At 60.3% G+C, this 25,100-nt stretch carries 25 protein-coding genes; 13 read left to right on the forward strand and 12 right to left on the reverse strand.

Going from position 1 to position 25,100, the window contains the following annotated elements:
• Positions 1 to 52 precede the first annotated feature (52 nt).
• The 7 genes from IB248_RS09525 to IB248_RS09555 all read right to left on the reverse strand — a co-directional run bounded on the left by IB248_RS09525 (position 53) and on the right by IB248_RS09555 (position 8,225).
• Positions 53 to 760 carry a class II aldolase/adducin family protein gene (locus IB248_RS09525; protein WP_029792486.1) on the reverse strand — a complete coding sequence of 236 codons (708 nt, stop codon included), beginning with the start codon at positions 758 to 760 and terminating at the stop codon, positions 53 to 55.
• 7 nt (positions 761 to 767) lie between these two features.
• Positions 768 to 1,757, reverse strand: a complete 990-nt coding sequence (locus tag IB248_RS09530; protein ID WP_018856974.1) for an ABC transporter substrate-binding protein — start codon at positions 1,755 to 1,757, stop codon at positions 768 to 770.
• Positions 1,758 to 1,799: 42 nt separating this feature from the next.
• A complete protein-coding gene (locus IB248_RS09535; protein ID WP_018856975.1) occupies positions 1,800 to 2,906 on the reverse strand; it encodes an ABC transporter ATP-binding protein in 1,107 nt (368 codons plus the stop codon).
• Positions 2,907 to 3,002: 96 nt separating this feature from the next.
• Positions 3,003 to 4,058, reverse strand: a complete 1,056-nt coding sequence (locus IB248_RS09540; protein WP_246733654.1) for an extracellular solute-binding protein — start codon at positions 4,056 to 4,058, stop codon at positions 3,003 to 3,005.
• 38 nt (positions 4,059 to 4,096) lie between these two features.
• A complete protein-coding gene (locus tag IB248_RS09545) occupies positions 4,097 to 5,158 on the reverse strand; it encodes an extracellular solute-binding protein (protein WP_049809236.1) in 1,062 nt (353 codons plus the stop codon).
• Positions 5,159 to 5,192: 34 nt separating this feature from the next.
• The gene (locus IB248_RS09550; RefSeq protein WP_029792490.1) at positions 5,193 to 6,938 is read right to left on the reverse strand and encodes an iron ABC transporter permease; all 1,746 of its coding nucleotides are present in this window, start codon (positions 6,936 to 6,938) and stop codon (positions 5,193 to 5,195) included.
• Positions 6,939 to 6,974: 36 nt separating this feature from the next.
• A complete protein-coding gene (locus IB248_RS09555) occupies positions 6,975 to 8,225 on the reverse strand; it encodes a flavin-dependent oxidoreductase (protein ID WP_018856979.1) in 1,251 nt (416 codons plus the stop codon).
• A gap of 543 nt (positions 8,226 to 8,768) precedes the next feature.
• Here IB248_RS09555 and IB248_RS09560 point away from each other — a divergent pair.
• Entirely contained in the window at positions 8,769 to 8,906 is a 138-nt protein-coding gene (locus IB248_RS09560) for a hypothetical protein (RefSeq protein WP_018856981.1), read from the forward strand.
• 68 nt (positions 8,907 to 8,974) lie between these two features.
• Here the strand turns inward: IB248_RS09560 and wrbA are convergent, their stop codons facing one another.
• A complete protein-coding gene (wrbA, locus tag IB248_RS09565; protein WP_029792716.1) occupies positions 8,975 to 9,571 on the reverse strand; it encodes an NAD(P)H:quinone oxidoreductase type IV in 597 nt (198 codons plus the stop codon).
• Between the two features lie 216 nt (positions 9,572 to 9,787).
• Between wrbA and IB248_RS09570 the strand changes: the two genes are divergently transcribed.
• The 8 genes from IB248_RS09570 (at position 9,788) to IB248_RS09605 (ending at position 20,045) form a co-directional block, all read left to right on the forward strand.
• Complete coding sequence (locus tag IB248_RS09570; protein WP_018856983.1) at positions 9,788 to 10,564, forward strand: competence/damage-inducible protein A; 777 nt, start codon at positions 9,788 to 9,790, stop codon at positions 10,562 to 10,564.
• Positions 10,565 to 10,673: 109 nt separating this feature from the next.
• Positions 10,674 to 11,516, forward strand: coding sequence for a universal stress protein (locus tag IB248_RS09575; RefSeq protein ID WP_018856984.1), 843 nt, complete (start codon positions 10,674 to 10,676; stop codon positions 11,514 to 11,516).
• A gap of 182 nt (positions 11,517 to 11,698) precedes the next feature.
• Complete coding sequence (gpt, locus tag IB248_RS09580; RefSeq protein ID WP_025659992.1) at positions 11,699 to 12,196, forward strand: xanthine phosphoribosyltransferase; 498 nt, start codon at positions 11,699 to 11,701, stop codon at positions 12,194 to 12,196.
• Between the two features lie 196 nt (positions 12,197 to 12,392).
• Complete coding sequence (locus IB248_RS09585) at positions 12,393 to 12,980, forward strand: hypothetical protein (RefSeq protein ID WP_018856986.1); 588 nt, start codon at positions 12,393 to 12,395, stop codon at positions 12,978 to 12,980.
• A 591-nt stretch (positions 12,981 to 13,571) separates the two neighbouring features.
• Entirely contained in the window at positions 13,572 to 17,393 is a 3,822-nt protein-coding gene (locus IB248_RS09590) for a vitamin B12-dependent ribonucleotide reductase (protein ID WP_113470102.1), read from the forward strand.
• 157 nt (positions 17,394 to 17,550) lie between these two features.
• Complete coding sequence (locus IB248_RS09595) at positions 17,551 to 17,790, forward strand: hypothetical protein (RefSeq protein WP_169681820.1); 240 nt, start codon at positions 17,551 to 17,553, stop codon at positions 17,788 to 17,790.
• A gap of 369 nt (positions 17,791 to 18,159) precedes the next feature.
• Positions 18,160 to 18,990 carry an alpha/beta hydrolase gene (locus IB248_RS09600; protein WP_029792462.1) on the forward strand — a complete coding sequence of 277 codons (831 nt, stop codon included), beginning with the start codon at positions 18,160 to 18,162 and terminating at the stop codon, positions 18,988 to 18,990.
• A 191-nt stretch (positions 18,991 to 19,181) separates the two neighbouring features.
• Complete coding sequence (locus IB248_RS09605) at positions 19,182 to 20,045, forward strand: MBL fold metallo-hydrolase (RefSeq protein ID WP_083929854.1); 864 nt, start codon at positions 19,182 to 19,184, stop codon at positions 20,043 to 20,045.
• A 10-nt stretch (positions 20,046 to 20,055) separates the two neighbouring features.
• On the opposite strand, the gene IB248_RS09610 is transcribed toward IB248_RS09605, so the two are convergent.
• Positions 20,056 to 20,229: a hypothetical protein gene (locus IB248_RS09610; protein WP_018856991.1), complete on the reverse strand. Its 174-nt coding sequence runs from the start codon at positions 20,227 to 20,229 to the stop codon at positions 20,056 to 20,058.
• A gap of 212 nt (positions 20,230 to 20,441) precedes the next feature.
• Here IB248_RS09610 and IB248_RS09615 point away from each other — a divergent pair, with 212 nt between their 5' ends.
• Together IB248_RS09615 and IB248_RS09620 are read left to right on the forward strand one after the other, a co-directional pair.
• The gene (locus tag IB248_RS09615; protein WP_026371762.1) at positions 20,442 to 20,696 is read left to right on the forward strand and encodes a DUF2188 domain-containing protein; all 255 of its coding nucleotides are present in this window, start codon (positions 20,442 to 20,444) and stop codon (positions 20,694 to 20,696) included.
• A 2-nt stretch (positions 20,697 to 20,698) separates the two neighbouring features.
• Positions 20,699 to 21,025, forward strand: a complete 327-nt coding sequence (locus tag IB248_RS09620) for a hypothetical protein (RefSeq protein WP_018856993.1) — start codon at positions 20,699 to 20,701, stop codon at positions 21,023 to 21,025.
• Positions 21,026 to 21,241: 216 nt separating this feature from the next.
• On the opposite strand, the gene IB248_RS09625 is transcribed toward IB248_RS09620, so the two are convergent.
• From IB248_RS09625 to ftsZ, 3 genes are all read right to left on the reverse strand, one after another.
• Positions 21,242 to 21,445: a hypothetical protein gene (locus IB248_RS09625; RefSeq protein ID WP_029792467.1), complete on the reverse strand. Its 204-nt coding sequence runs from the start codon at positions 21,443 to 21,445 to the stop codon at positions 21,242 to 21,244.
• Between the two features lie 92 nt (positions 21,446 to 21,537).
• Positions 21,538 to 22,386 (reverse strand): oxidoreductase, encoded by an 849-nt coding sequence (locus IB248_RS09630; RefSeq protein WP_018856995.1) that lies wholly within the window; start codon positions 22,384 to 22,386, stop codon positions 21,538 to 21,540.
• A 149-nt stretch (positions 22,387 to 22,535) separates the two neighbouring features.
• Positions 22,536 to 23,564 (reverse strand): cell division protein FtsZ, encoded by a 1,029-nt coding sequence (gene ftsZ / locus IB248_RS09635; RefSeq protein ID WP_018856996.1) that lies wholly within the window; start codon positions 23,562 to 23,564, stop codon positions 22,536 to 22,538.
• Between the two features lie 195 nt (positions 23,565 to 23,759).
• On the opposite strand from ftsZ, the gene IB248_RS09640 reads away from it, so the two are divergent.
• Positions 23,760 to 23,975 carry a hypothetical protein gene (locus tag IB248_RS09640; RefSeq protein ID WP_029792471.1) on the forward strand — a complete coding sequence of 72 codons (216 nt, stop codon included), beginning with the start codon at positions 23,760 to 23,762 and terminating at the stop codon, positions 23,973 to 23,975.
• Positions 23,976 to 24,063: 88 nt separating this feature from the next.
• Positions 24,064 to 25,068 (forward strand): 2-dehydropantoate 2-reductase, encoded by a 1,005-nt coding sequence (locus IB248_RS09645; RefSeq protein ID WP_018856998.1) that lies wholly within the window; start codon positions 24,064 to 24,066, stop codon positions 25,066 to 25,068.
• Positions 25,069 to 25,100 lie beyond the last annotated feature (32 nt).

Genomic DNA, 25,100 nt, shown 5'->3' on the forward strand with positions numbered 1-25,100 from the left:
GGAAAGCCGCGGCTTGCAAATCACTAAATCGCCAGCCGCAGATCGCGTGGCTTCAGTGTCCGGCCCTCGTCGCCCAGTAATCCCAGGCGCGGGCGAGCACCGGCGGTTCGAGGTTCTTCGCGCCGGAAAGCGCGATTTCACCCGCCGTTAGCGGCGTCACGCCGCCGAAGGGCAGCGATCGCAGCAGCACATCACCGTTGCGGCAGAGCTGGATCGTGCGCATGACGAGCTCGCGCAACGAACCGCCGACGACGACTGCGCCGTGACCGCGCAGGAAGACGGCATTGCTGTTTGCGAGCGCCCGGGCAAGCGATGCTGCCTGATCGGCGGTGGAAACCAGCATGTCGGTATCGCCGAATTCCGCCTGGCTGTCCCAGAGAGCGACGCCGGTACCGATCGTCGCGCCGAGATGTGTCACTGGTTTCCAGGCGATATCGGCGACACAGAAGGGCATAATCGCCGGCGAGTGGAAATGCGCGACAGCCTTGACGTCCGGCCGCGCCTTGTACATGCCGCCATGGATGACGCGTTCGATATAGCCACGTCGCTCGTCGTCGCCGAGAAGCTTCGAGTCGAGATCGTAGCGCTGCAGATCCTCGACCACGACCAGCTCGGGGCTGCGCGAGCGGGAGATGAAGTATTCGCCGTCGGCCTGCGGCGAGCGAAGGCTGACATGGCCGAAGGCATCGAGCACGTCCTCGCGGGCGAGGATGTGATTGGCGGTGACGAGTTCGGCGAGATCGCTGGCAAGTTCGCTCATGGCAGCCTCACACGACAACCTTGGTCATGATGCCCGCCGGGAAGATCTCGTCCGGCGTCATCAGGCGGCTCGCGATGCCCTGCTGGTGGGTGTAGAGCAGCATCTGCTCGAAGGTCTTGCGGTTCTTCTCGATGCCGAAGGGGAAGGGATCGCTGCCGAAGATGTCGCGCATGCGCCGCGCATAGGTCGGCAGCCAGGCGAGCGGATAGCGCGAAACCGCCGGATCGAAGAGCCGCTCCAGGCTGCGGCGCTTGGATTCCTCGAAGGCGTTGTAGAGATTGCGGGCGATCCAGGGGCTTTCGTCGAGAAGATGCTTCTTCATGGCGATGATGTGCATGATCGGCCAGACGCCACTCTCCTGGTAATAATCCTCCTCGATCTCCAGGAAGTTCGGGAAGAGGCGTTCGACGCGCGGGTCCTCTTCGAGGAAGCAGGTCGGCGGGCGGGCGATGATGGCACAGTCGATCTCGCCGGAGGCCAGCATCTCCGACAGCGACTTGTCGGCGACGCGCGTCAGCGTCACGCCTTCCGGCAAGGCAAGATCGACCTTCTCCTCGCGGCCCGGCGCATTGGCGCCGGCCTGATACCAGTGGACGTCCTGCAGCTTGACGCCGCCTTCGTTATGCATCCAGCCGCGCATGTAGACGGCCGCCGAATGAGCCCATTCCGGCGAGCCGACGCGCTTGCCCTTGAGGTCGGCCACGCTTTTGATGTTGCTCGCCTTGTTGACGTAGAACGAGCTGAAACGGAAGAGCCGCGAACAGATGACCGGCAGGCCGATGATGTCGCTGTCGGGGCGGCTCACCTGCGCCATGAACTTGGCGAAGGAAAGCTCGCTGACGTCCCATTCGCGATTGAAGGTGAAGCGGGCAAAGATCTCGTGATGGCTGAGCATTGACCAGGTGAGGTCGATCCCTTCGGGCACCACGGTCCCGAGCCGCAGATCGCGGAAATGGTCATAGTCGGTCGTGGCGATAGAAAGCTGCTTGCGGCTCATGGCATTGTCCTGGGATATGGCACTGGAAACAGGCGCTGGCATTCAGCGCAGGATAACGTTGACTTTCGCGGGCTTGATATTGACGAGGATCCGCCCGCCGATCGGCGTCCTGACGCTCGGATGGACGCGCGCCAGAAGCTTCGCCTTGCCGACATTGACGATGTAGTCTACGCATTCGCCGAGGAAGACCTTGCTGTCGACGATGCCGTCGAGGACATTGCCGGAAAGGCTCTCGCCGTTGCCCGGCTCGACGAGGTGGATGTTCTCCGGGCGCACGGCGACCGTCAGATTGTCCTTGAGGTCAAGCGCCTCTTCGGCGCTGACGTCGATCTTGCCGGCCGGCGTCTCGACGGCCCAGCTGCCGCTCTCCTGACCGCGGCCGAGCACCTTGCCTTCGAGGAAGTTGCTGGAGCCGATGAAGTCGGCGACGAAGCGGGCGGCGGGCGCCTCGTAGATTTCGCGCGGCGTGCCGAGCTGGACGACCTGACCGGCATTCATCACAGCGATCTGGTGCGACAGCGCCAGGGCCTCCTGCTGATCGTGGGTGACATAGAGCGTCGTCAGGTTGAGCTCGCGCTGCAGCCGCTTCAGCTCGAAGCGCATCATCTCGCGCAGCTTGGCGTCGAGGTTCGACAGCGGCTCGTCGAGAAGCAGCAGGCGCGGCTCCATGATCAGGGCGCGGGCGAGCGCCAGGCGCTGCTGCTGACCGCCCGAAAGCCTGGTCGCTTCGCGGCCGGCGTAGTCGCCAAGAGCGACGGCTTTCAGCACGCGTTCGACTTTCTCCTCGATCTGCTTCTTGGAGAATTTCGTCTTGCCGACGTGCAATGGGAAGGCGGCGTTCTCGAAGACGCTCATATGCGGCCAGATGGCGTAGCTCTGGAAGACCATGCCGAAATTGCGATGATTGGGCGCCACGAAGATGCCCTTGCCGGCGGCGAAGACCGGCTTGCCATCGACGGTGATCGCGCCCTTGACGGGACGTTCGAGGCCCGCGATCGAACGCAGGGTCGTGGTCTTGCCGCAGCCCGAGGGACCGAGCAGCGTAAAGAGCTTGCCCTGCGGCACCTCGAAGGACACGTCCTGGGCGGCCTTGACGACCTTGCCCTTGCCATCCGCATATTCCGTGCTCAGACCCTGCACACTCAGCATGGTATTCTCCTCACATTCCCTGCCGGTCGGATCATCGATCCGATAATTTCTATCAGGCTGGCGCCCCCACGTTCGGACGAGGGGCGCCCTGCCCGTTCATTTTACAGTCGCATTGAAGGTATCGCGCCACTTGGCAAGCTGATCCAGCATCTTCGCCCCATCGACGACCTGGACGTTCAGGCCTTCCGGCAGCGGCACCAGCTTAACATTCGCGGGCGTGAAGCCGCGATCGGCGAGAATCTTCTGGCCGTCGGTCAGCGTGAATTCCTGGAAGAGCAGCGCGGCGGCGGGATGCGTCGCCGTCTTGGCAACACCGAGGCCGTTGACGCGGGCGACGGAGGGACCGAGCTGCAGCTTCTGGATCGGCGCGCCGTCCTTGTTCATCTGGTCGACCTTGTAGAGGTAGTTCGTCAGCGACACCGGCACTTCGCCGGAGACGACAAGGTTGGTCAGCAGCGTATGACCCTTGCGGAGCGAAATGCCGTTGGTCTTGGCCAGCTTCTGGAAGAAGTCTAGACCCTGCTGCTCGCTCGGGAAGCTCTGGTCGATCGTCGCCAGCCAGTCATAGGCTTCGGCTTCGAGACCGATCTTGCCGGACCACTTGGGATCGAGCAGATCATCCCAGCTCTTCGGCACGTCGGCGTCGGAAACGAGCTGCGTGTTGTAGGAGGCAGTGATGATGTTCAGGCGGCTGCCGACCCACTCCTTGTGGGCAGGGACGGCCTGCGGGAAGATATCGGCCATGGTGGCCGAATTGACCGGCTCGAAAACCTTCTCGCGATGCAGGGCCTCGAGTTCCGGCCCGTTCGTCTCGATGATGTCGGCATCATAGCGACCGGCCTTGATCTCGGTGACGGCACGGCGCAGCACGTCCTCCGAGCTGCCACGCCAGGTGGTGACCTTGATACCGTATTTGGCGGTGAAGGCATCGGTGATGGCGGCGACGTCCTCGACCGGCGTTGCCGTATAGAGCGTCAGCTCGCCTTCCGCCTTGGCCGCCTCCGCTAGCTTCTCCAAGCGGTCGGGGCCGTTGTAATTGGCGAGGTCAGCAAGGCTCGACTGCGCATAAGCAGAGCCTGTGGCAACGGCTCCCAGCAGCGCCATTCCGCCAAGCAAGCGGATGGCCGAAGTCATTTTAAACGATCGCAACATTTTCTCCTCCCGAGTATTCGGTTTGATCGCCGATGGAATTACTTGAACGTCTTTTCGAATTCGCCGCGCCAATCGCCCAGGTTATCAAGGGCGGCATCCGGATTGATCACCTTGACCTGCATGCCTTCAGGCAGCGGCGCGATCTTGATATTGGTCGGCGTAAACTGTCTCTCCGCCAGGATCTTCTGTCCTTCAGTGAGGGTGAAATCCTGATACAGGATCGCGGCATTTGGATGGGGCGCTGTCCGCGCCACGCCAAGGCCATTGATGCGGGCAATAGCCGGGCCGATCATGAACCGCTTGATCGGAGCACCGTCCTTTTCCATTTGCGCGACCTTGTAGAGATAGACCGTCAGGCCGAGCGGCACCTCGCTGGAAACAACGAGATTGGTCAGCAGGGGATGGCCGTTGTAGAGCCCCGGATGATCGGTCTGCGATAGCTTGCGGAAGAATTCCATCCCCTTTTCTTTGGACGGAAAGGTTCCGGCGGCCGTCGCGAGCCAGTCATAGGCAACGGCCTCGACGCCGAGCTTGCCGGCCCATTTCGGATCAAGCAGTTCCTCCCATGTCTTCGGAAGGTCCGCTTCGCTGACTGCATTCGTGTTGTAGGCCGCGGTGATGATGTTCAGCCGGCTGCCGATCCACTCGTGATGAGGCGGGACGGCATCCCGAAAGATGTCCGCAAAGAGCGGCGACTGGATCGGTTGCAGTAGCTTTTCACGATGAAGCGCCTCGAGTTCCGGTCCGTTCGTCTCGATAACATCAACATCATGACGTCCGGCCTTCAACTCGCCGACGGCACGCCGCAGGACGTCTTCGGAACTGCCACGCCACAAGGTCACCGGTATGCCGTACTTGGCTTCGAATGCCTTGGTAATGACGGTCACATCCTCGACGGGGGTGACGGTGTAGAGCGTTAGAGCGCCCTCCTGCTTTGCGGCGGCGACCAGCTTGTCCATCCGATCGGCGCCGGTATAGCCGGCGATCTGGTCGATGCTGGACTGGGCGTGGGCCCCAGTGGCCAAGGCGGCCGCAGCAATGGTTCCCAATAGCATCCCACAGCGCCAGAGCCGCTGCACATTCTTCATGAATTCAGGCATTTTGTCCTCCCATGCCAATCCTCGAGGCTTCTCCTCAAGCCTCCTTGACGCCGAAGCGTTTGCCGACCCACTGGGCCAGCATGACGATCGTGAACAACACCAGGATCATCATCACGCCGAAGGCCGAGAGTTCGACATACTGGCCGTTCTGCCAGAGCTCCCAGATCACCACCGAGACCACCTCAGAGCCGGGGCTGTAGAGAAGGACCGAGCTCGACAGTTCACGGATCGAGACGACTACGATGTAGATCCAGCCCGCCACCAGGCCTGGCTTCAGGAGCGGTAAGACGATGCGCCAGAAGCTCTGGCCCCAGGAGGCACCGCTCATGGCGGCGGATTCCTCAAGATCCTTGTGGATCTGCAGCATCGACGTTGTGTTGTAGCGGATGCCGTAGGGCATGAAGCGGGTGAGATAGGCGATCAGGATGATCCAGGTCGTGCCGTACACGCCGATATCCAGATAAAGATAGAAAATCATGATCGACAGGCCGAGCACGAGACCGGGGAAGACCATCGGCAGCGAGGCAAGGTTGTCGAGCAGCCAGCGGCCCGGCAGCTTGGTGCGAATGACGATCCATGAGATCACGGCTGTCAACAGCATCAGGCCGGTCGCCGCGCTGAAGGCAAGGATCGCACTGTTCCAGACCGCCTGGCCGACGGCCGGATAGTTGATGACGGTCACATAGGCATTCAAGGAAAGCCGGTGCATCGCGCTCCAGGAGGGCACGCTGTAATATTTGTTCAGGGACGACCAGAGAAGCACCAGGAACGGCAGGATAATCACCAGCACCATGTAGACGACGATCAGGACGGCGGCAGGAACGCGCCACGGGCCAAGATCGAACGGCCGCGGGCGAAAACCCTTTCCGGTGACGGTCGAATATTTGCTGCCCTTGGTCGACAGTCGCGACTGGAAATAAATGCCGAAGGAGGCAATCACCAGAAGAAGGATCGCATAGGCCGAAGCGAGGCCGACATTGCTCGGATATTCGCGGATCGCGTCATAGATCGACGACGTGAAGACCTCGATGCCGACAGGCGTGCCGAGCAGCGCAGGGACCTCGAAAGATTCGATCGAGCGCGTGAACATGATGAAGAAGGCTGCGACCAGCGCCGGCCAGACAAGCCTCAGCGTGATCCGGAAGAGGATCTGCCAGATCGAAGCACCGGACATCAGCGCCGATTCCTCGAGCGACGGGTCCATGGCGCGGAAGGCCGCCGACATCAGCAGGAAGGCGACCGGCGAATAGTGCAGGCCCTCGACCCAGATCATCCCGCCCATCGAGTAAATGTTGAAGACAGGTCCGGCGATGCCGAAGGTATTTTTCAGGACAAGATTGAAGAGGCCGATCTGCGGGCTCGCCATCATGATCCAGGAGACGGTGAAGAGGATCGACGGGATGACGAGCGGCACGATCGAAGCCGCATAGAAGAGCATCTTGAAGGGTGTGTTCGTTCGCTCGTTCAGCCACGCGAAGAGCGTGCCGATCGTCAGCGACAGACAGGCTGTGCCGGTCGCGAAAATCACCGAATTGCGGAACAGCGGCAGGATGCGGCTGTCGCTGAAGGCCTTTGTGTAATTATCGAGGGTGAAGACGGCAGGCACATCGCCTGCCGCCGGGGTCATGAAGCTCTGCCAGATCAGAAAGACGAGCGGCACGAGGGCGAGCCACGCGACGGCGAGGATCACGGCCGCGATGACCAGCCATTTCGCGTTGATCCTCGCAAGGGGTCCATGGTTTTGCGCGATCTTGGCGTAAGTACTTTCCTGCAATGACATGAAGGCCTCCCAACCGACGTCTTTCCTCCGGGTCCGTCAGGACCCGGCCGGTACAGCGAGGTTATCCTTATGATAACCGGCAATGCGCTGATAGTTTGTGGAGAGCTGCTCGAGATCTTCACGGCTAATGACGTCGTCAATATGATCGAACGGCTTGTCCTCGGTGCGCAAGAAGACTTCGCGCAGGATCGCATCCGGCGGATTGGCGCGATTTGTCAGCACGACCTTGGCGGTTGCCGGGCGGCGGATCGCCTCATAGGCATGCATGGCCTTGATCGGATCGCCTTCACGGACGAGCGCGTCGGTCAGCGCGCGGCAATCGAGGATCGCCTGGGCCGAGCCATTCGCGCCGCGCGGATACATCGGATGGGCGGCATCGCCGAGCAACGTCAGGCGACCGAAGGTCCACTGGTCCAGCGGGTCCTGGTCGACCATTGGATATTCGAGGATCGCATCGGCGGCCTTGAACATCGCCGGGCAATCGAGCCAGTCGAATTTCCAGTCCTTGACGACGTCGAAGAAGTCTTCGAGGCGGCCCGGCTTGTTCCAGTCGCGCTGCGACTTGTACTTGTCGGTCTCGATGTCGACGACCCAATTGATGAGCTGGTTGCCTTCGGCGTCGATATTGTCGCGGATCGGGTAGATCAGCACCTTGGCGGTGTTAAGCCAGCCGACGCGCACCATGCTGGCGCCGGTCAAGAACGGCTTCCAGCGCGTGACGCCGCGCCACATGTTGATGCCGGAATACCGCGGCGGGCCTTCGTTCGGATAGAGCTGCTTGCGGATCCTGGAGTGGATTCCCTCGGCACTGACAACCATTTCGGCCTTGACGGAAGGCCGGGCGGAACCGTCGCGCGGATCGACGAAATGCAGGGTTACGCCGCTGTCGTCCTGGTCGAAGCCGGTGCAGGACCAGCCGGTCATCAGGCGGTCAGCGCCGATGCGCTGCTTGAAGGCCTCGACGAGGACCATGTGCAGGTCGCCGCGATGGATGGAGAATTGCGGCCATTCGTAGCCGGCATGGCGACCCGTCGGCTCGGTGAAGATATGCTGGCCATGGCGGTTGTAGAAACCGGACTCGCGGGTCGTGATGGCGACCTTCGCAAGCTCTTCCTCGAGGCCGAGCTGGCATAGTTCGCGGGAGGCATGCGGCAGAAGATTGATGCCGACGCCGAGCGCCTTCAGCTCGGGCGCGGCCTCGTAAACACGGGATGGGATTCCCTTTTCGTGCAGCATCAGAGCAAGCGTCAGCCCCCCGATCCCACCACCAACAATCGTGACTTCCATAGTCGACTCCAAATGTCCTGGCCGGGAAACCCGGCAAAGTTCGAATAGGGCATCGTCCAACAGGATTGGAAAATGCCGATGTCGCTTCAGATGAAAGCTGCAGGCAATGGAAACCCGTTCGCCGAAGCAACGCTCCAGCGGCAGTTATTCCAGATTTTGCCGATCATCCTCCGATAGGCACCGGTTGCTCTTTCATCGCCCGAACCACTCGCGCGTCCTCACTCGAAAGAACCATCCGATGTTGGAAGGACCCTAGAAACAAAATTGACATTCATCAAATAGATAGATTTTTTGAGGTCATAGCGAAAACAGATGACTGAGGTCCCTCACCGTGAAACACTCAAGTGCGGCTGGCCTGACCTTTGCTATAGGGCACGTGGCTTCGATCCCGTCGCTCGCACTATCATGCCCGAGGGCACCGACTTCCGACGGCAACGTCCCTTGGCCTTTATAATCTCTTGCGAATGTGCTTGTATGCGCGCGCCAGAAGGACCGCGGTTGGGGCTGCGCATAGTTGTAAGCTAGTCTTGTGGGAGTATGGCAATGGTTTACGATTGGGATGGCACAAGAGCGCGACGTCTCAAATTGTTCAGGGCAGGAACGGCGTTCATGATCGCGATTGCGGTCGTCGGAATACCGCTTCTTTTCTTCGCAGCAAAGCTGCACAACCTCTACGGCTGAATTGGCAAGTTCGTTGCCCGGTATAAGCAGGCGTGACCCAATGGCCGCGCCTGCTAGTGAGGACTGATTTAGCCGAGCTTTGCAGCGATCTTGGCGACGTGAGCGCCCTGATACTTGGCTGCCTCAAGCTCGATCGCTGAAGGCTGGCGGGATCCATCGCCATCCGTGATGGTGGATGCGCCGTAGGGCGAACCGCCCTTGATTTCATCAACACCCATCTGGCCCTGGAAAGCATAGGGAAGACCGGCAACGACCATGCCCTGGTGCAGGAAAGTGGGGATGAAGCCGAGGATGGTGGATTCCTGGCCGCCGTGCTGCGTGGCCGAGGACGTGAACACAGAGCCTACCTTCCCGACCAGCTTGCCGGCGAACCAGAGGCCGCCCGTCTGATCCCAGAAATTGCGCATCTGCGAAGCAACGGTTCCGAAGCGCGTACCCGCACCGACGATGATCGCGTCGTAATCGGCAAGTTCGTCGACCGTGGCGATCGGGGCAGACTGGTCCATCTTGTAGTGCGACGCCTTGGCAACCTCAGCAGGAACCAGTTCCGGAACGCGCTTGACGGTGACGTCCGCGCCGACCGACCTTGCGCCTTCGGCGACGGCGTATGCCATGGTTTCGATGTGGCCGTAAGCCGAGTAGTAGAGCACGAGTACCTTAGCCATTTATCTAACTCCATCAATTGCGTTTGAATTCGTGAACGTGCGGAGTTGTAGCAGCGGTGTGTGTCGAACATAGCCCCACGCGGCAGAACGCACTGTTCAATGGTCATAGACGAAAACTTGCTTGCAGCCATTTCCCAAGTTGGCGGCGGCGACACGGTTTGCAAGACAGGCGAAGGGCGCTACCTATGTGGGAACGCAAATGTTCGGAAATTTCCAATGACCAATGAGACGATTGTCACCGCCGCCATGCTTGCCATTGGCGACGAACTCTTATCCGGCCGCACCAAGGACAAGAATATCGGCCACCTGGCTGACATGCTGACGCTTTCCGGCATCGACCTCAAGGAAGTGCGCATCGTCGGTGACGAGGAGAATGCCATCGTCGAGGCTCTCAATGCGTTGCGCGCAAAGTACGATTATATCTTCACCTCGGGAGGTATCGGACCGACCCATGACGACATCACCGCCGATGCCGTATCCGCAGCGTTCGGGCTGCCCTGCGAATACGATGCTGACGCAATGACCCTGCTCGGCGAGATGTACGCGCGCCGCGGGCTCGAATTTACGGAGGCCAGAAAGAGAATGGCTCGCATGCCCAAAGGGGCGCGCCATATCCCCAACCCGGTCTCGACCGCGCCCGGGTTCGTGATCGGCAATGTTCATGTCATGGCCGGCGTGCCGCAGGTCTTCCAGGCCATGGTCGACGCGGTCATCCCGACATTGCGGACCGGCACGCGAGTGCTCTCGCTCGGTATCTCCTGCCCTTATGGTGAAGGCGACATCGGTACACCGCTTGCTGCGATCCAGAAAGCTCATCCGGAGACGAGCATCGGCTCCTATCCCCGCTATATTGGCCAGGCGTTCTCAACGGAAATCGTCGTCCGCGGACGCTCACAGGATGCGGTCGATGCAGCGGGAGATGATGTGCGCGCTATGATCGAGACCATCCGCCAATCAAAGGAGGTGGCTGAAAACCGCTCGGCAGAGGCGTAGCATCGAGGTGATCCCGGTTCGCCGTTGATATGCATCAAAGAAGCGGCGCCCTCGCCGGCGCATTCTCGTTGAAAATTAGTCGATTTCATCCGCGTAAGGAGAATTGCTGATGTCTTACAAAACCATACTTGCCATTCTCGATACCGTCGATAACGCGACAGCCGTGGCCGATTTTGCGTTTGCCATTGCCGCACAGACCAATGCCTACGTTATCGGACTTCATGCGGAAACCGTCGCGGTCGTGCCGCTCGTAGCACCGATGGAGATACCCGACCCCGTCGCCGTGCAGGCGCTGCAGGACATGGCGCGCGCGCAAACGCTCGAAATCGAACGCATCTTCCGCAGGAAGGCGCAGGCTGAAGGCGTTTCCCATGAATGGCGCAGCTTCGCCTCATCCACCGGCTACGGCTCGGCGCCGCTGATCGAAAGCGCCCGAAGCGCCGACTTGCTCATCGCCTCACAGGCCGATCCGTTGAAGCCGTCCGACAGTCACGTAGACATCGACAACTATCTCTTCGAAAGCGGTCGCCCGGTTTTGATGATTCCTTTTGTGATGCGCCAGCCGAAACCGATCAAGCGTGTCCTCGTCGCATGGAACGGCTCAAGGGAGGCCGCGCGTGCGGCGTTCGATGCCTTGCCCATCCTGAAGGCGGCCGCCGAAGTCGAGATTTTCTCCGTCGATCCCGTCGACAATGCACTTCAGTCTGCGGCCGTCGCAGGCGCCGACATTGCTGCGGCTCTTTCCCGTCACGGCGTCAAGGTAACTCTGGCAACTGCGCAAAGCGTTGACAAGTCCGCCTCGGCTGTCATCGAGAACCGCCTCTCCGACAGCAGCATCGACCTGCTCGTCATGGGCGCTTACACGCATTCGCGTCTCTGGCAGTTGATCTTCGGCGGCACCACGAGAACGCTGCTGCAATCAATGACGGCCTTGACGCTGCTGTCGCGATAAGAATCGCGAGGGGCTTGCGTTTTGCCTCCGGAATCCGTTAATTGCGGCGACCGATGACGAGCTCCGGCTTCGGTCCTCCTATCGCGCAGTCTCGGCTGCGCGATTTGCGTTTGGCCGATCGCGGAATGCCTTGTCCGGCCGCCGGCAAACGGCGTGTCATCATTCATGCCGCGGAGCACACCATGTCTCTTCCCGATAAAGCCTTTCCCGTTTCCTGGGACCAGTTCCACCGCGACGCGCGCGCGCTCGCTTGGCGTCTCGCCGGGCTCAAGCGCGATTTCAAGGCGATCGTCTGCATCACGCGCGGCGGTCTCGTACCCGCGGCAATCATCTCGCGCGAACTCAATATCCGGCTGATCGAAACGGTCTGCGTCGCCTCCTACCACGACTACGTGAACCAGGGCGAAATGATGCTCCTGAAGGGCATTGCACCGGAGCTGACCGCCGACCAAGGCGAATCCGTCCTGGTCATCGACGATCTTACCGATACCGGCAAGACCGCCTCCGAAGTTCGCTCGATCTTGCCCAAGGCACACTTCGCCTGCGTTTACGCGAAGCCCCAGGGCGTGCCGACGATCGATACGTTCGTTACGGAAGTCAGCCAGGACACCTGGATCTACTTCCCCTGGGACATGGGGTTCACCTATCAGGAACCGATCTCCAAGGCCGGCCGCGGCTGAGCGCTATCCGCGGCGCAACCAAACAGATTGGTGACAATTTCAAATTGCACCAATCTTTGTTTAACTAACCCATCGGATTCCGCTATCGCGTCGGCCGCGCTGACCTTATCCTTCAAAGCAATTCCCGCGCGGCACCCTTGTCGCGTTGCGGACTTGCGTTAGAGGTTAAGTCGCGGGGCGCGACCTTGGAATGAATATGATGCGTTGGGGCTATGTCGAGATAGCGGCGGCTTTCGGTTTGTGTCTCTGTCTCTCGCATTTGACCGCTTCGGCGGAGCCGGCCTATGTGTCCGTCGTTCGGAAATATGTCGAGACAACAGTCAAGCCGATGGTGAATGTCGCGATCGTCAAGAAGGCGATCGAAGCTCAGAATACCAAATTCAGCAAAATCAGCGACATGGACATCCAGGTGCTGGATAACACCTATCGGTCCGAAGTTCTGGCCGGCGGTTGGCAGATGGTGAGGCAACTGCTCAACAAGCCGGTGTCGCGATACCTCAAATCCAAGCAGGATGATTCGCAGGGCGCCATCGTTGAATTCTTCGTGACCGATCGCCACGGACTCAATGTCGGCCAGGGCACGATAACCAGCGACTATTGGCAGGGCGACGAAGACAAGTTCCTGAAAACATTCGGAAGACAGTCCGACGACATATTCATTGATCGGGCCGAGCGCGATGAACAGACACAATTGCTGGAAACGCAGGCAAGTTTCGTCATCAATGATGAAAACGGACAGCCTATAGGCATCGCAACGGTGACGATTGCGATCGACGCATTGTGATTGAAATTAACATGAACGAATCGGCTGTCGCATTTGGCCGGCAAAAGCTGCAACCAAATCAACACGGTCGCAACTTTTCTTAGATTTTTTACGCTCCGGGACGACGAAAGCTCGCAACCCATTGAATTTCTTGCACGACTTTCTTTTCCCCATTCTCCACAGCCCGATCCACAATATGTTGTGGTGAACGCTTCATTAAAAACAACCTCTTGACGGAATCGCACGATTCAAACTTAATAGGTTCCGATGTTGCGACGGCAGTTGGACCGGAATTAACGAGGCCGGTTCCCTCCAAAAATCGAGCGTAGAATCAGGGTGTTGCGTCCATGAAGGGCGACCGCCATGAGGGGTTTCGTGCGCGATTTTTATCTTCCGGAAAAGTGACATCCGGGGCTGGCGATAATAAGCTGTTAATACTATATTTAGTGTTTGCAGCCACGATCACTACAAGATACGGGAGAAGCATCTCCGGATGACACTCCTGTGATAGTACGGAAACGAGAACTGGCTGCGCTCCTCACGGCGCGGCCGGAGGTGGAAACTTGCGCCTTGGTCGACGGGGACGGGGCGCGCAAGCTAGAGGTTAGAGAAATGCGCATAGAACGCCGTTTCACGAAGGCAGGACTGAGCGCTTACGCGGACATCGAATTCCGCAAGGCGACGAGCGAGATCAAGAACCCGGACGGGTCGATCGTATTCCGCCTCGAGAACATCGACGTTCCGGCGCAGTTCTCCCAGGTCGCCGCCGACATCCTGGCGCAGAAGTATTTCCGCAAGGCCGGCGTTCCCGCCAAGCTGAAGAAGGTCGAGGAAAACGAGGTTCCTTCCTTCCTGTGGCGTTCGGTTGCCGATGAAGCAGCTCTGAAGGATATTGCGAAGGACCAGCAGTACGGCTCCGAAACCGACGCGCGCCAGGTCTTCGACCGTCTCGCCGGCACCTGGACCTACTGGGGCTGGAAGGGTGGCTATTTCTCCTCCGAGGAAGACGCCCTAGCCTTCAAGGATGAACTTGCCTACATGCTTGCCACCCAGCGTGTTGCCCCGAATTCCCCGCAGTGGTTCAACACCGGCATGCACTGGGCCTACGGCATCGACGGCCCCGGTCAGGGCCACTTCTATGTCGACCCCTTCACCGGCAAGCTGACGAAGTCGAAGTCAGCTTACGAACATCCGCAGCCGCACGCCTGCTTCATCCAGTCCGTTGAAGACGATCTCGTCAACGAAGGCGGCATCATGGACCTGTGGGTCCGCGAAGCACGCCTCTTCAAGTACGGCTCCGGCACCGGCTCCAATTTCTCCTACCTGCGTGGCGAAGGCGAAAAGCTGTCCGGCGGCGGCCGTTCTTCCGGCCTGATGAGCTTCCTGAAGATCGGCGATCGGGCTGCCGGCGCCATCAAGTCGGGCGGCACGACGCGCCGTGCGGCCAAGATGGTGGTCGTCGACATCGACCATCCTGATATCGAAGAGTATATCAACTGGAAGGTGAAGGAAGAGCAGAAGGTTGCTGCCCTCGTCACCGGTTCCAAAGTTGTCGCCAAGCACCTCAAGGCAATCATGAAGGCTTGCGTCAACTGCGAGGCTGACAACGGCGATTGCTTCGACCCGAACAAGAACCCTGCCCTGAAGCGCGAAATCCGCGCTGCCAAGAAGGACCAGGTTCCGGAGAACTACATCGGCCGCGTCATCCAGTTCGCCCGCCAGGGCTACAAGGATATGGAGTTCAAGACCTACGACACGGACTGGGATAGCGAAGCTTACCTTACCGTATCCGGCCAGAACTCCAACAACTCGGTCTCGATCAAGGACGACTTCCTGCGCGCCGTTGAAAGCGACAGCGACTGGCAGCTGAAGGCCCGCAAGGACGGCAAGGTTATGAAGACCTTGAAGGCGCGCGACCTGTGGGAGTCGATCTCCTACGCCGCCTGGGCATCGGCCGATCCGGGCCTGCACTTCAACACGACGATGAACGACTGGCATACCAGCCCGGCTGCCGGCCCGATCCGCGCATCCAACCCGTGCTCGGAATACATGTTCCTCGACGACACGGCCTGCAACCTTGCCTCGCTGAACCTCATGCAGTTCAAGGATGCCGCCACCAAGCGCATCAACATATCAGACTACGAGCATGCGGTTCGCCTGTGGAGCGTTGTTCTCGAAATCTCCGTGATGATGGCGCAGTTCCCGTCGAAGCGGATTGCCGAGCTCTCTTACGAATATCGCACGATCGGCCTCGGCTACGCCAACATCGGCGGCCTGCTGATGTCTTCCGGCATTCCCTATGACAGCGACGAAGCCCGTGCCATTGCCGGCTCCCTGACCGCGATCATGACCGGCATTTCCTACGCCACCTCGGCTGAGATCGCTTCCGAGCTCGGACCGTTCCCGATGTTCGCGCCGAACCGCGAAAACATGCTGCGCGTCATCCGCAACCATCGCCGCGCCGCTTACGGCGAGACGTCTGGCTATGAAGGCCTGTCGATCAACCCGGTCGCGCTCGTCCACTCCGAGAACCCCGACCAGGATCTGGCGGCTCATGCCAAGAGCGCCTGGGACAAGGCTCTCGAGCTCGGCGAAAAGCACGGCTACCGCAACGCCCAGGCAACCGTCATCGCGCCGACCGGCACGATCGGCCTCGTCATGGATTGCGACACAACCGGTATCGAGCCTGACTTCGCACTGGTGAAATTCAAGAAGCTCGCCGGCGGCGGCTACTTCAAGATCATCAACCGCGCCGTTCCGGAAGCCCTGCGCACGCTCGGCTACTCCGAGAGCCAGATCGCCGAGATCGAAGCCTACGCTGTCGGCCACGGCAATCTGAACCAGGCGCCGGCCATCAACCCCTCGACGCTGAAGGCCAAGGGCTTCACCGACGATAAGGTGGAAGCCGTCAACGCCGCGCTGAAGTCGGCCTTCGACATCAAGTTCGTCTTCAACCAGTGGACGCTCGGCGCCGACTTCCTGAAGACGACGCTGAAGGTTTCCGACGAACAGCTTGCCGACATGAGCTTCAACCTGCTCGAGCACCTCGGCTTTGCCAAGAAGGACATCGAAGCTGCCAACGTTCACGTCTGCGGCGCGATGACGCTGGAAGGCGCACCGTTCCTGAAGAACGAACACCTCGCCGTCTTCGATTGCGCCAACCCTTGCGGCAAGATCGGCAAGCGTTACCTCTCGGTCGACAGCCACATCCGCATGATGGCTGCTGCCCAGCCGTTCATCTCGGGTGCGATCTCCAAGACGATCAACATGCCGAACGACGCGACGGTCGACGATTGCAAGAGCGCCTACATGCTCTCCTGGAAGCTCGGCCTGAAGGCAAACGCTCTCTACCGCGATGGCTCCAAGCTGTCGCAGCCGCTGAACGCCTCGCTGATCGAAGACGAAAGCGATGAGGACGCACTGGACGATCTGCTGCAGCAGCCGGTCGCCGCCCAGGCCGTCACCATCACCGAGAAGATCATCGAGCGTGTCGTCGAACGCGTCACCCGCGAGCGGGAGAAGCTCCCGAACCGCCGCCAGGGTTACACCCAGAAGGCCGCCGTCGGCGGACACAAGGTGTACCTGCGCACCGGCGAATTCGGCGACGGCCGTCTCGGCGAGATCTTCATCGACATGCACAAGGAAGGTGCGGCCTTCCGTGCGATGATGAACAACTTCGCGATCGCCATCTCGCTCGGCCTGCAATACGGCGTGCCGCTCGAAGAGTATGTGGAGGCCTTCACCTTCACCAAGTTCGAACCGGCCGGCATCGTCATCGGCAACGACGCGATCAAGAACGCCACGTCGATCCTCGACTACGTGTTCCGCGAACTCGCCGTCTCCTACCTCGGCCGCCACGATCTGGCGCATGTCGATACGTCCGACTTCTCCAACACGGCGCTCGGCAAGGGGATCCAGGAAGGCAAGACGAACCTCGTCTCGACCGGTTGGACCCGTGGCTACAAGCCGACCCTGGTAACGGGCAACGAGCGTCAGGCAGGCGGGGAGCCGAAGGGTGCCGCGACGGCGGCCCCGGCGCGCGCATCCTCCGGCGCCACGGTGACCTCCTTTGCGGGTGCTGCCGCCCGCAAGATCGAGCCGACGCTTGCCGTCTCCTCCTCTGAAATCGTCGCCTTCAAGCGCGACTACGAGGAGCGGGCAAAGGAACTGGCCGAAGAGATCGCCGAGGAAGTGGCCGAGGAGATCGCAACCGAGACCCAGCAGCAGGCAACCGCCCTCTTCTCCGACAAGGCCGCCGCCGACGCGGCATCGGCCAAGACGGAGGCCAAGAAGGTCGAAGCCGAACGCCGCGCCCGCTCCATCATGCAGGGCTACACGGGCAACATGTGCTCCGAATGCCAGAACTTCACGATGGTCCGCAACGGCACCTGCGAGAAGTGCGACACCTGCGGCGCGACGAGCGGCTGCAGCTGATAACCGGCAATTCCGGCGGTTGGTGATGATGATGATAGCTTTCACCCCTCACCCGCCGGAACGTTGTCCGACCCAGGTCGGGAACTTGACGCGAAGACAAAAGTCAAAGAGCGGCCCTTGGCCGCTCTTCTGCTGTGATCAACGGCAACCTCGGCAAGTGACCGCCGGCGAAAGCGCCTTCTTCCCACGCGGCATTCCGCACCAGCTTATGAACCCGAGCGACAATCATTGCAGGCACGTCCTGATCGACACCCCTGCTCTCTTCGATCAGTTTATCAAGGAAGACGGACGTGACGAAGTCTTCGGGCCACCGACTGCGAAGGGAATTGAGCGTCTGCGGGCGACCTGCCCCAGGTTCGGCATCACCCTGCTCTCGAACTGCCCAACGCCTCAGTAAGTCAACGCCAGGCGCAACGGCATAACCAGGGCCCAGCTTAATGTTGAGGCCCAATTCGAGGGCTCCACGCCAGACCAGCCCTCGAAACCGATGTTGCTTCTGTACGGGCGCGTTACCGGCGCTATCCGTCCACAGGGGTGTTATACACGCAAGCATCACTGCCATTCTTCAACATGGCATCTTCCCTTCTTCTTGATTTTGGTCAAATTACCGTTGGCTCGCAGCGCCGCTAACGTCGCGTCATGACGAGGACGTAGAGGGGCAGCGACGCGAGTCAGGCTTTGCCCGACGCCCGACAATATGGGCACCGGCAGGATGCTTGCGTGCCTTTACCACCAATGCAATCACATCCAGAAAGAGGACTTCATCATGCCATTCATCAAGACCACGGACGGAACCGAAATCTTCTACAAGGATTGGGGTCCAGCCACCGCCCAGCCTATTGTTTTCCATCACGGCTGGCCGCTCAGCGCTGACGATTGGGACGCGCAGATGATGTTCTTTCTGGACAAGGGCTATCGCGTGATTGCCCACGACCGGCGCGGCCATGGCCGTTCCAGGCAGACGTGGCAGGGCAACGAGATGGACACCTATGCCGCCGACGTCGCGGCCCTCACAGATGCGCTCGATCTCAAGAATGCAATCCATGTCGGCCATTCGACCGGCGGCGGTGAGGTTGCCCACTACGTCGCCCGCGCAAAGCCCGGACGCGTCGCCAAGGCGGTGCTGATCGGCGCCGTGCCGCCGATCATGGTCAAGTCGGACAAGAACCCCGGTGGCCTGCCGCTCGAGGTCTTCGATGGTTTCCGTGCCGCGCTCGTCGCCAACCGCGCGCAGTTCTTCCTCGACGTGCCCGCAGGCCCGTTCTATGGCTATAACCGCCCGGGTGCCAAGGTCAGCCAGGGTGTTATCGAGAACTGGTGGCGGCAAGGCATGATGGGTGGTGCAAAGGCGCATTACGATTGCATCAAGGCCTTCTCCGAAACTGATTTCACCGAGGATCTGAAGCAGATCACGGTGCCGACGCTCGTCATGCACGGCGACGACGATCAGATCGTTCCCTATGCCGACTCCGCACCGCTGTCCGTCAAGCTCTTGAAGCACGGCATACTGAAGACCTATGCCGGCCTCCCGCACGGCATGTGCACGACGCATCCGGATGTGATCAACGCCGATCTGCTGGAATTCTTCCTGGACTGAGATGTTGGCTCGACCGCCGGCCTTCTGATGGAACGGAGGCAAGACAACACTCGTAGGCGGGTCCTCTTCGCCCCGCCTGCGGCACGCCGGATATTTTCTCTTCAAGGGAGGCGCTTGTGATAACGCGAGATACCATTTCGGACGGCTTGTCCCGCCGCGATCTGCTGAAGTTGACGGCCGCGGCAGCAGCGATGCTCGCGTCACGTAGCGCCGTCGCAGCCGACTTCCACCGCTTCAAGCATGGCACGTTCGACATCACGGTCGTCAGCGACGGTTTTCTCACGCTCCCAGTCGAGATCTTGTTGCCCGACGCCACGCCTGAAGAGCGCAAGGCGATCATGCCTCGGCTGGGCGGAAGTTCGGCGGCCGCTCCGGTCCAGGCCAACATCCCGCTGATCCGCCATGGCGACGACCTGATCCTTATCGACACTGGCTCGGGTAACCGCTTCCAGGCCAGCGCGGGCAAATTGGCCGCAAACCTGCAATCGCTTGGGATCGCGCCCGAAGCGATCACCAAGGTGGTTTTCACCCATGCCCATCCGGACCACTCCGGTGCGACGACGACAGCCGATGGAAAGGTGCTTTATCCGAACGCCCAGTATTTTGTCAGCGAAGCCGAGTGGGACTTCTGGACCCACAAGGACTTTGAGATGCACATGCCGTCGGCGCTTCATGATTTTGCGCGAGGCGCGCAACGTGACCTGTTTGCGGTCAAGGACCGGCTGACGCTCTTGCGCCCGGATCAGGAGATCATTCCCGGAATGCGGATTTTGGAAACCCGCGGCCATACGCCGGGCCATGTCTCGATCGAACTGGCGGGCGACGGCGGCCTGCTGATCACAGGCGACGCCTGTACCAACGACGTGATTTTCTTCGAGCATCCCGCCTGGCATTTCGGCTTCGACACCGAACCTGAGATCGCGCTGAAAAACCGCCAGATGCTGCTCGATCGCGCCGCGAGCGAAAAGCTCAAGATGCTCGGCTATCACTGGACCTATCCGGCCGTCGGATATGCCGAGCGCAAGGATGCCTCCTACCGATTTCTGCCGGCTTAGGATCGCCGAATTATCGCGCCTCGGCGGTTTCCTCGAGCGCGGCAGATTGCTGCGGCATTTCTTCCGCAATCTCCTCGGCAACGGCTGCAAGATCGAGGTTGCCCCAGATCGACGCTGACTGGCGACGTTCTGGGCGGCGGGAGGATTTGACTTCGACGACGAACGGCTTCGACTGAGCGCGCATGAGTTTCCTATGAAGAGGCGTTGAACGAATCCATCAACGCCCCAAGCCTATGAAGCGTTCCGCGCTTGCGCAAGGTCGCCATTCGCTTTGAATCCAGCCTCACACAGGCCAGACCGCGACGGAACAAGCATATGGCGAGCCGCGTTTCGGCCTTTCAATCTGCATGGAGCCTCTACGCAAATTCCTGCGAAAAGTCCTTGAAGGAACGATCGATGTCGATTACCTACCACGTCGCCGAACATGATGGCGCCTGGGCCTACCGCCTGGACGATGTCTGGTCGGAAACTTTCCCAACTCACGAAGAAGCATTGGCAGCGGCTAAACATGCCGCGGAGCGACAAAAGCTCGGTGGCCAGGATGCGGACATTACATATCAGCGTGCAGACGGCAGCTGGACAGCGGAACGGTCGAACGGAGGCGACCGCCCCGAGGCCGATGTCGTCGATGACGCCAAGGAAAAAGACTAGGAATGACTATCAAAGAACGCTTTTTGAAGCAGCAGCATGCGTGGATGCTCGGCGCATGCTATTCCCGGAAACATCCCGACTTTCATCGCTTTGGCGGCGTCGATGTTTCGATCTCGCCTCGCTGGAAAGACAGCGTTGAAACCTTCGTCAATGATATGATCGACACCCTGCCGCGCAGCCTCTCCGAGCGCCGGATGGCACTGAGAAACCCGCGCCGCCCGTTCGAACCCGGGAATGTGGAATGGGTATTCGCAAGCAAGCATTACGGCCTTCGCGCTCCTGACGGCACACGGCCCGACATGGCGGACGTTCGCGCGCGCCGCGTATAAACCGCTATTTACTCGTTACAATCTTCGCCGGCGGAAACATGGCTAGGGCCTTCTTTCGCCGGCGAACTGTTTTATGGCGGCAGTAGTCACCCCGAAATCACCAGTCAGTGACGACATGCAAGCCGCTTGCATGACCATCCGTTCGGTGCCCCAGTCGTTGGCTGCCGCGCTTGACGACGTATGTTGCACTCCGGGCCAGTTCGCGTGCCGCTGAATTCAGTGCGACCGGTGCCGCGCGTTCCTCGTCACCACAATCACAACAAGTCCGACGACGACAGCCAGCGCGCCCCAATAGACCCATGACGTCTGGTTGATCATGAAGCTTTCCGCCGGGTAGGGAAAATAGCCGCTACCCTGCGCCATCCAGACCAGCCCGAAAAGGATCAGCACGCCGGCGATACAATAGGCGATTTTCACCATTCAATATTCCTCCACCATACCAGTTGCGTAACGTCATGCACCCGTCGCGGACGCAGTGCTTCGACGGAGCGCTCTGGCACGCCTTGAGGACCTTACTCTTTCGGGAAATCGGCTCCCAGGCTCGTTTCGCGCCATTCCTCGATCTGCGCCAGCCGTTCGCGCAGCTTGTTGGTGACGTTGTTGTAGCCAAGTTCGCCAAGCACGAGATGCCGCGGTGGGTTCTCCACTTCCGTGATCCGGATCATCGCCTCGCCAGCGCGCACGGGATCGCCGGCTTGCTTGCCGCTGTATTCAGCTGTTTGCCGCATGCGGGCTGCCGCGGTTTCCGCGTAGTCCGGAATTGTGCTCTTCGTCTGCCGGAGTGACCGGCCCGCCCAATCGGTGCGGAACGGACCGGGCGCGACGCAGGTCACCTTGATGCCGAGCGGCCTGCCCTCGGCGTGGAGTGCATCGGAAAAACCCTCCACCGCATGCTTGCTAGCGGCATAGAAGCCGGAGCCAGGAAAGCCGATAAAGCCGGCAACCGAGGTGATGTTGATGATGTGGCCATGCCGGCGCCGCCGCATACCGGGCAGGACAGCGCGGGTTATCGCAAACAGGCCAAAGACGTTCGCCTCGAACTGATCGCGGATTTCCTGCTCTTCCGCCTCCTCTACCGGTGACTGGTAGCCATAGCCGGCATTGTTGACCAGCACGTCGATGCGGCCGAAACGCTGCTCGGCGGCCGCGACTGCCGCTTTGACCTGAGTCGGATCGGTCACATCGAGATCCAGCGCCAGCGTGTTCGCTTCATGAGCGGTTGCCAGATCGGCAACGCGCGCCTTGTCGCGCGCCGTCACGACCGTCGGCCAGCCACGGGCAATGGTGAGTTTCGCAAGCTCACGGCCGAAGCCGGTAGAGCAGCCGGTGATGAGCCAGACGGGAGACTTGTCCTGAGACATATGATTTTCCTGATGCTGTCGGGGACGCCTGAATGGGCGAGAGCGGATTTAGGGCCGCCGCCTGACATTTCCAGCGAATGAGTACGCCGAAAACTGCGTGGATCAGGACAAGCCTGCGCGCCCGATCGGACGCGCAGGCGATAGGAGACTTACTGGAGCGTACGCGTGTGGATGTCCTGGCCGAGCGCGACGCTAGGACGGGCCTGCGTTCCAGCGGCCACGCCGTCGAGGCCCGTCGCCACTACGGAGACGCGGAACTTACCGTCCAGGTTGCGATCAAAGATTGCTCCAACAACGATATCGGCTTCATCCTGGACCTCGTCGCGGATACGGCTTGCCGCCTCGTCCACTTCGAAGAGCGTCATGTCGGAGCCGCCGGAAATCGAGATCAGCACGCCCCTGGCACCCTTCATGGAAATATCGTCGAGCAGCGGGTTGGCAATGGCAGCCTCCGCGGCCTTCATCGCGCGCCCCTCACCCGAAGCCTCGCCGGTGCCCATCATTGCCCGGCCCATGCCGCGCATGACGGACTTTACGTCAGCGAAATCGAGATTGATCAGGCCTTCCTTGACAATCAGGTCGGTGATGCAGCCAACACCGGCATAAAGCACGCGGTCGGCGGTCATGAAGGCATCGGCGAAGGTGGTCTTTGCATCGGCGATGCGAAAAAGGTTCTGGTTCGGGATGACGATCACCGTATCGGCTGCCTCGCGAAGCGCCTCGATACCGGCATCAGCGGTCTTCATGCGGCGATTGCCTTCGAACGTGAACGGCTTCGTCACGACTCCGACTGTCAGGATGCCAGCGTCGCGAGCAGCCTTGGCAATAACAGGTGCAGCACCTGTGCCGGTGCCGCCGCCCATGCCTGCGGTGACGAAGCACATGTGGGAACCGGCCAGATGGTCCATGATCTCGTCGATCGATTCTTCTGCAGCTGCGCGGCCGACTTCCGGCAGTGAGCCGGCGCCCAACCCTTCGGTCACATGGGCGCCGAGCTGGATACGGCGGGGTGCCTTGGAGGTCGCCAATACCTGTGCATCGGTGTTGGCCGCAATGAAATCGACGCCTTCGAGATTTTCCGCTATCATGTTGTTGATGGCATTGCCGCCGCCGCCGCCGACACCAATTACTGTAATTCTGGGGCGCATTTCGGAAATTCCGTTCTTGGCGTTCGACATCGCAATCTCCTTCGTGCGTTTTCGTCGTGGCTCCACCTCTTATGGAGCCGAATCGAGCATTAGCGTAGTGGCGCAACAAGGCAGAGCCGGGGCGAAAGAACAAGATGAAGCGTCCTTGAAACTTTATCCGGAACCTTTTTTGCATTCGCGCTTTATTTTGAATCATCCCCTGTCAGAGAGAGGAGCACCGTGCAGATGATCACGCCAGCCACCCGCCACTCAGTTACCCCTCCCAACGAGCATATTCTTACGGCTCAAGAGGCCTTAGAACCACTGTTCCTCAAGATCGAAGAGGAGGCCGAAGTCCGGATGATCGCTGCGGCCATCCGCGCGGGCTGGTCTGCCGAAGATGCCGTGGCGGCCATCGACCAGCTTCGCCGGAACGAACTTATTCCCGGCAGCGGCCACTAAAACCTTTCGGCGGCTTCAAAATATCACTCGCCTTGAGAAAGGGATGACCTAAGTTCAGCGCGACCACCAATCGCGGAAAGATCATCGCATGTCCTTCAGAAATATCTGCATCTTCGGCGCCGGTGCACTCGGCGGCGCCATCGCTGCCAAGCTTGCCTCTTCAATCGGCGCAGAGGCGACAGTTTCGGTCGTTGCCCGCGGCGCTCATCTCGACGCCATCCGACGCGATGGATTGCGTCTCATGGAGGCGGACGTAGAAGCACCCCTCACCATAAACCTCACGGCGACCGACAATCCGAGGGAACTGCCGCCGCAGGATCTCCTCATCACCGGGCTAAAGGGCCACCAGCTCAGCGCCGCCGCAGAGGGAATCGGCCTTCTGCTGAAAGATGGCACACGCGTGATGATGATCCTCAACGGCATTCCGTGGTGGTATTTTCATCGCGATCAGGACAGTGGGCATGCGGAACTACAGTTCGATGAGCTCGATGAGGGCGGCAAACTATGGCGACTTGTCGGCCCGGAACGCGTCATCGGCTGCGTCGCCCATCAGGGCGCTGAAGTCAGCAAGCCCGGTGAGATCAGGCTCAGCAACAAAGGGCATTTCATCCTCGGCGAGCCCTCCGGCGACATCAGCAATGATTTGCGCAACGTCGAAGCGCTGCTGCAGCGCGCCGATATCGGCGTGAAGCTCTCGAGCCGAATTCGCGACGACATCTGGAGCAAGCTGATGGGCAACGCCTCCTTCAACCCGATAAGTGCGCTGACGCGATCTTTGATGTCCAACCTGATGGCCGATGCGGCAATCACCGACCAGATCGGCAAGGTCATGAAGGAGGTAAAGGCGGTCGGAGAGGCGCTCGGCGCGAATGTCGGGATGTCCGTCGAGCAGCGACTGGAACAGGCCCGACAGATCGGGCCCGTTCGCACCTCTATGCTCCAAGACCTCTTGGCGGGAAAGTCGCTCGAGACTACGCCGCTGGTGGGAATGGTCGTTTCACTGGGCCGCCTGACGGCAACGCCGACCCCGGTTTCAGAAACGATCCTGGCGCTGGTGTCGCAGCTCGACCGTGAGAATTGCCAAATCGGCTAACTAAGTAGGGCGGCCCGCCGCGAAGCCGCTCA

The organism is Rhizobium sp. RHZ01, from assembly GCF_014851595.1.
In the GTDB taxonomy this organism is placed as follows: Bacteria; Pseudomonadota; Alphaproteobacteria; order Rhizobiales; family Rhizobiaceae; genus Rhizobium; species Rhizobium altiplani.

Excerpts from the sequence above, each read along its gene's own strand:
- IB248_RS09525 (WP_029792486.1), bottom strand. The coding sequence starts at position 760 with ATGAGCGAACTTGCCAGCGATCTCGCCGAACTCGTCACCGCCAATCAC.
- gpt (WP_025659992.1), top strand. The coding sequence starts at position 11,699 with ATGTCTCTTCCCGATAAAGCCTTTCCCGTTTCCTGGGACCAGTTCCAC.
- IB248_RS09615 (WP_026371762.1), top strand. The coding sequence starts at position 20,442 with ATGTCGATTACCTACCACGTCGCCGAACATGATGGCGCCTGGGCCTAC.
- IB248_RS09545 (WP_049809236.1), bottom strand. The coding sequence starts at position 5,158 with ATGCCTGAATTCATGAAGAATGTGCAGCGGCTCTGGCGCTGTGGGATG.
- IB248_RS09550 (WP_029792490.1), bottom strand. The coding sequence starts at position 6,938 with ATGTCATTGCAGGAAAGTACTTACGCCAAGATCGCGCAAAACCATGGA.
- IB248_RS09540 (WP_246733654.1), bottom strand. The coding sequence starts at position 4,058 with ATGTTGCGATCGTTTAAAATGACTTCGGCCATCCGCTTGCTTGGCGGA.
- IB248_RS09555 (WP_018856979.1), bottom strand. The coding sequence starts at position 8,225 with ATGGAAGTCACGATTGTTGGTGGTGGGATCGGGGGGCTGACGCTTGCT.
- IB248_RS09640 (WP_029792471.1), top strand. The coding sequence starts at position 23,760 with ATGATCACGCCAGCCACCCGCCACTCAGTTACCCCTCCCAACGAGCAT.
- IB248_RS09645 (WP_018856998.1), top strand. The coding sequence starts at position 24,064 with ATGTCCTTCAGAAATATCTGCATCTTCGGCGCCGGTGCACTCGGCGGC.
- IB248_RS09610 (WP_018856991.1), bottom strand. The coding sequence starts at position 20,229 with ATGCGCGCTCAGTCGAAGCCGTTCGTCGTCGAAGTCAAATCCTCCCGC.
- IB248_RS09585 (WP_018856986.1), top strand. The coding sequence starts at position 12,393 with ATGATGCGTTGGGGCTATGTCGAGATAGCGGCGGCTTTCGGTTTGTGT.
- IB248_RS09590 (WP_113470102.1), top strand. The coding sequence starts at position 13,572 with ATGCGCATAGAACGCCGTTTCACGAAGGCAGGACTGAGCGCTTACGCG.
- ftsZ (WP_018856996.1), bottom strand. The coding sequence starts at position 23,564 with ATGTCGAACGCCAAGAACGGAATTTCCGAAATGCGCCCCAGAATTACA.
- IB248_RS09530 (WP_018856974.1), bottom strand. The coding sequence starts at position 1,757 with ATGAGCCGCAAGCAGCTTTCTATCGCCACGACCGACTATGACCATTTC.
- wrbA (WP_029792716.1), bottom strand. The coding sequence starts at position 9,571 with ATGGCTAAGGTACTCGTGCTCTACTACTCGGCTTACGGCCACATCGAA.
- IB248_RS09560 (WP_018856981.1), top strand. The coding sequence starts at position 8,769 with ATGGTTTACGATTGGGATGGCACAAGAGCGCGACGTCTCAAATTGTTC.
- IB248_RS09605 (WP_083929854.1), top strand. The coding sequence starts at position 19,182 with ATGCTCGCGTCACGTAGCGCCGTCGCAGCCGACTTCCACCGCTTCAAG.
- IB248_RS09570 (WP_018856983.1), top strand. The coding sequence starts at position 9,788 with ATGACCAATGAGACGATTGTCACCGCCGCCATGCTTGCCATTGGCGAC.
- IB248_RS09620 (WP_018856993.1), top strand. The coding sequence starts at position 20,699 with ATGACTATCAAAGAACGCTTTTTGAAGCAGCAGCATGCGTGGATGCTC.
- IB248_RS09575 (WP_018856984.1), top strand. The coding sequence starts at position 10,674 with ATGTCTTACAAAACCATACTTGCCATTCTCGATACCGTCGATAACGCG.
- IB248_RS09600 (WP_029792462.1), top strand. The coding sequence starts at position 18,160 with ATGCCATTCATCAAGACCACGGACGGAACCGAAATCTTCTACAAGGAT.
- IB248_RS09535 (WP_018856975.1), bottom strand. The coding sequence starts at position 2,906 with ATGCTGAGTGTGCAGGGTCTGAGCACGGAATATGCGGATGGCAAGGGC.
- IB248_RS09625 (WP_029792467.1), bottom strand. The coding sequence starts at position 21,445 with ATGGTGAAAATCGCCTATTGTATCGCCGGCGTGCTGATCCTTTTCGGG.
- IB248_RS09630 (WP_018856995.1), bottom strand. The coding sequence starts at position 22,386 with ATGTCTCAGGACAAGTCTCCCGTCTGGCTCATCACCGGCTGCTCTACC.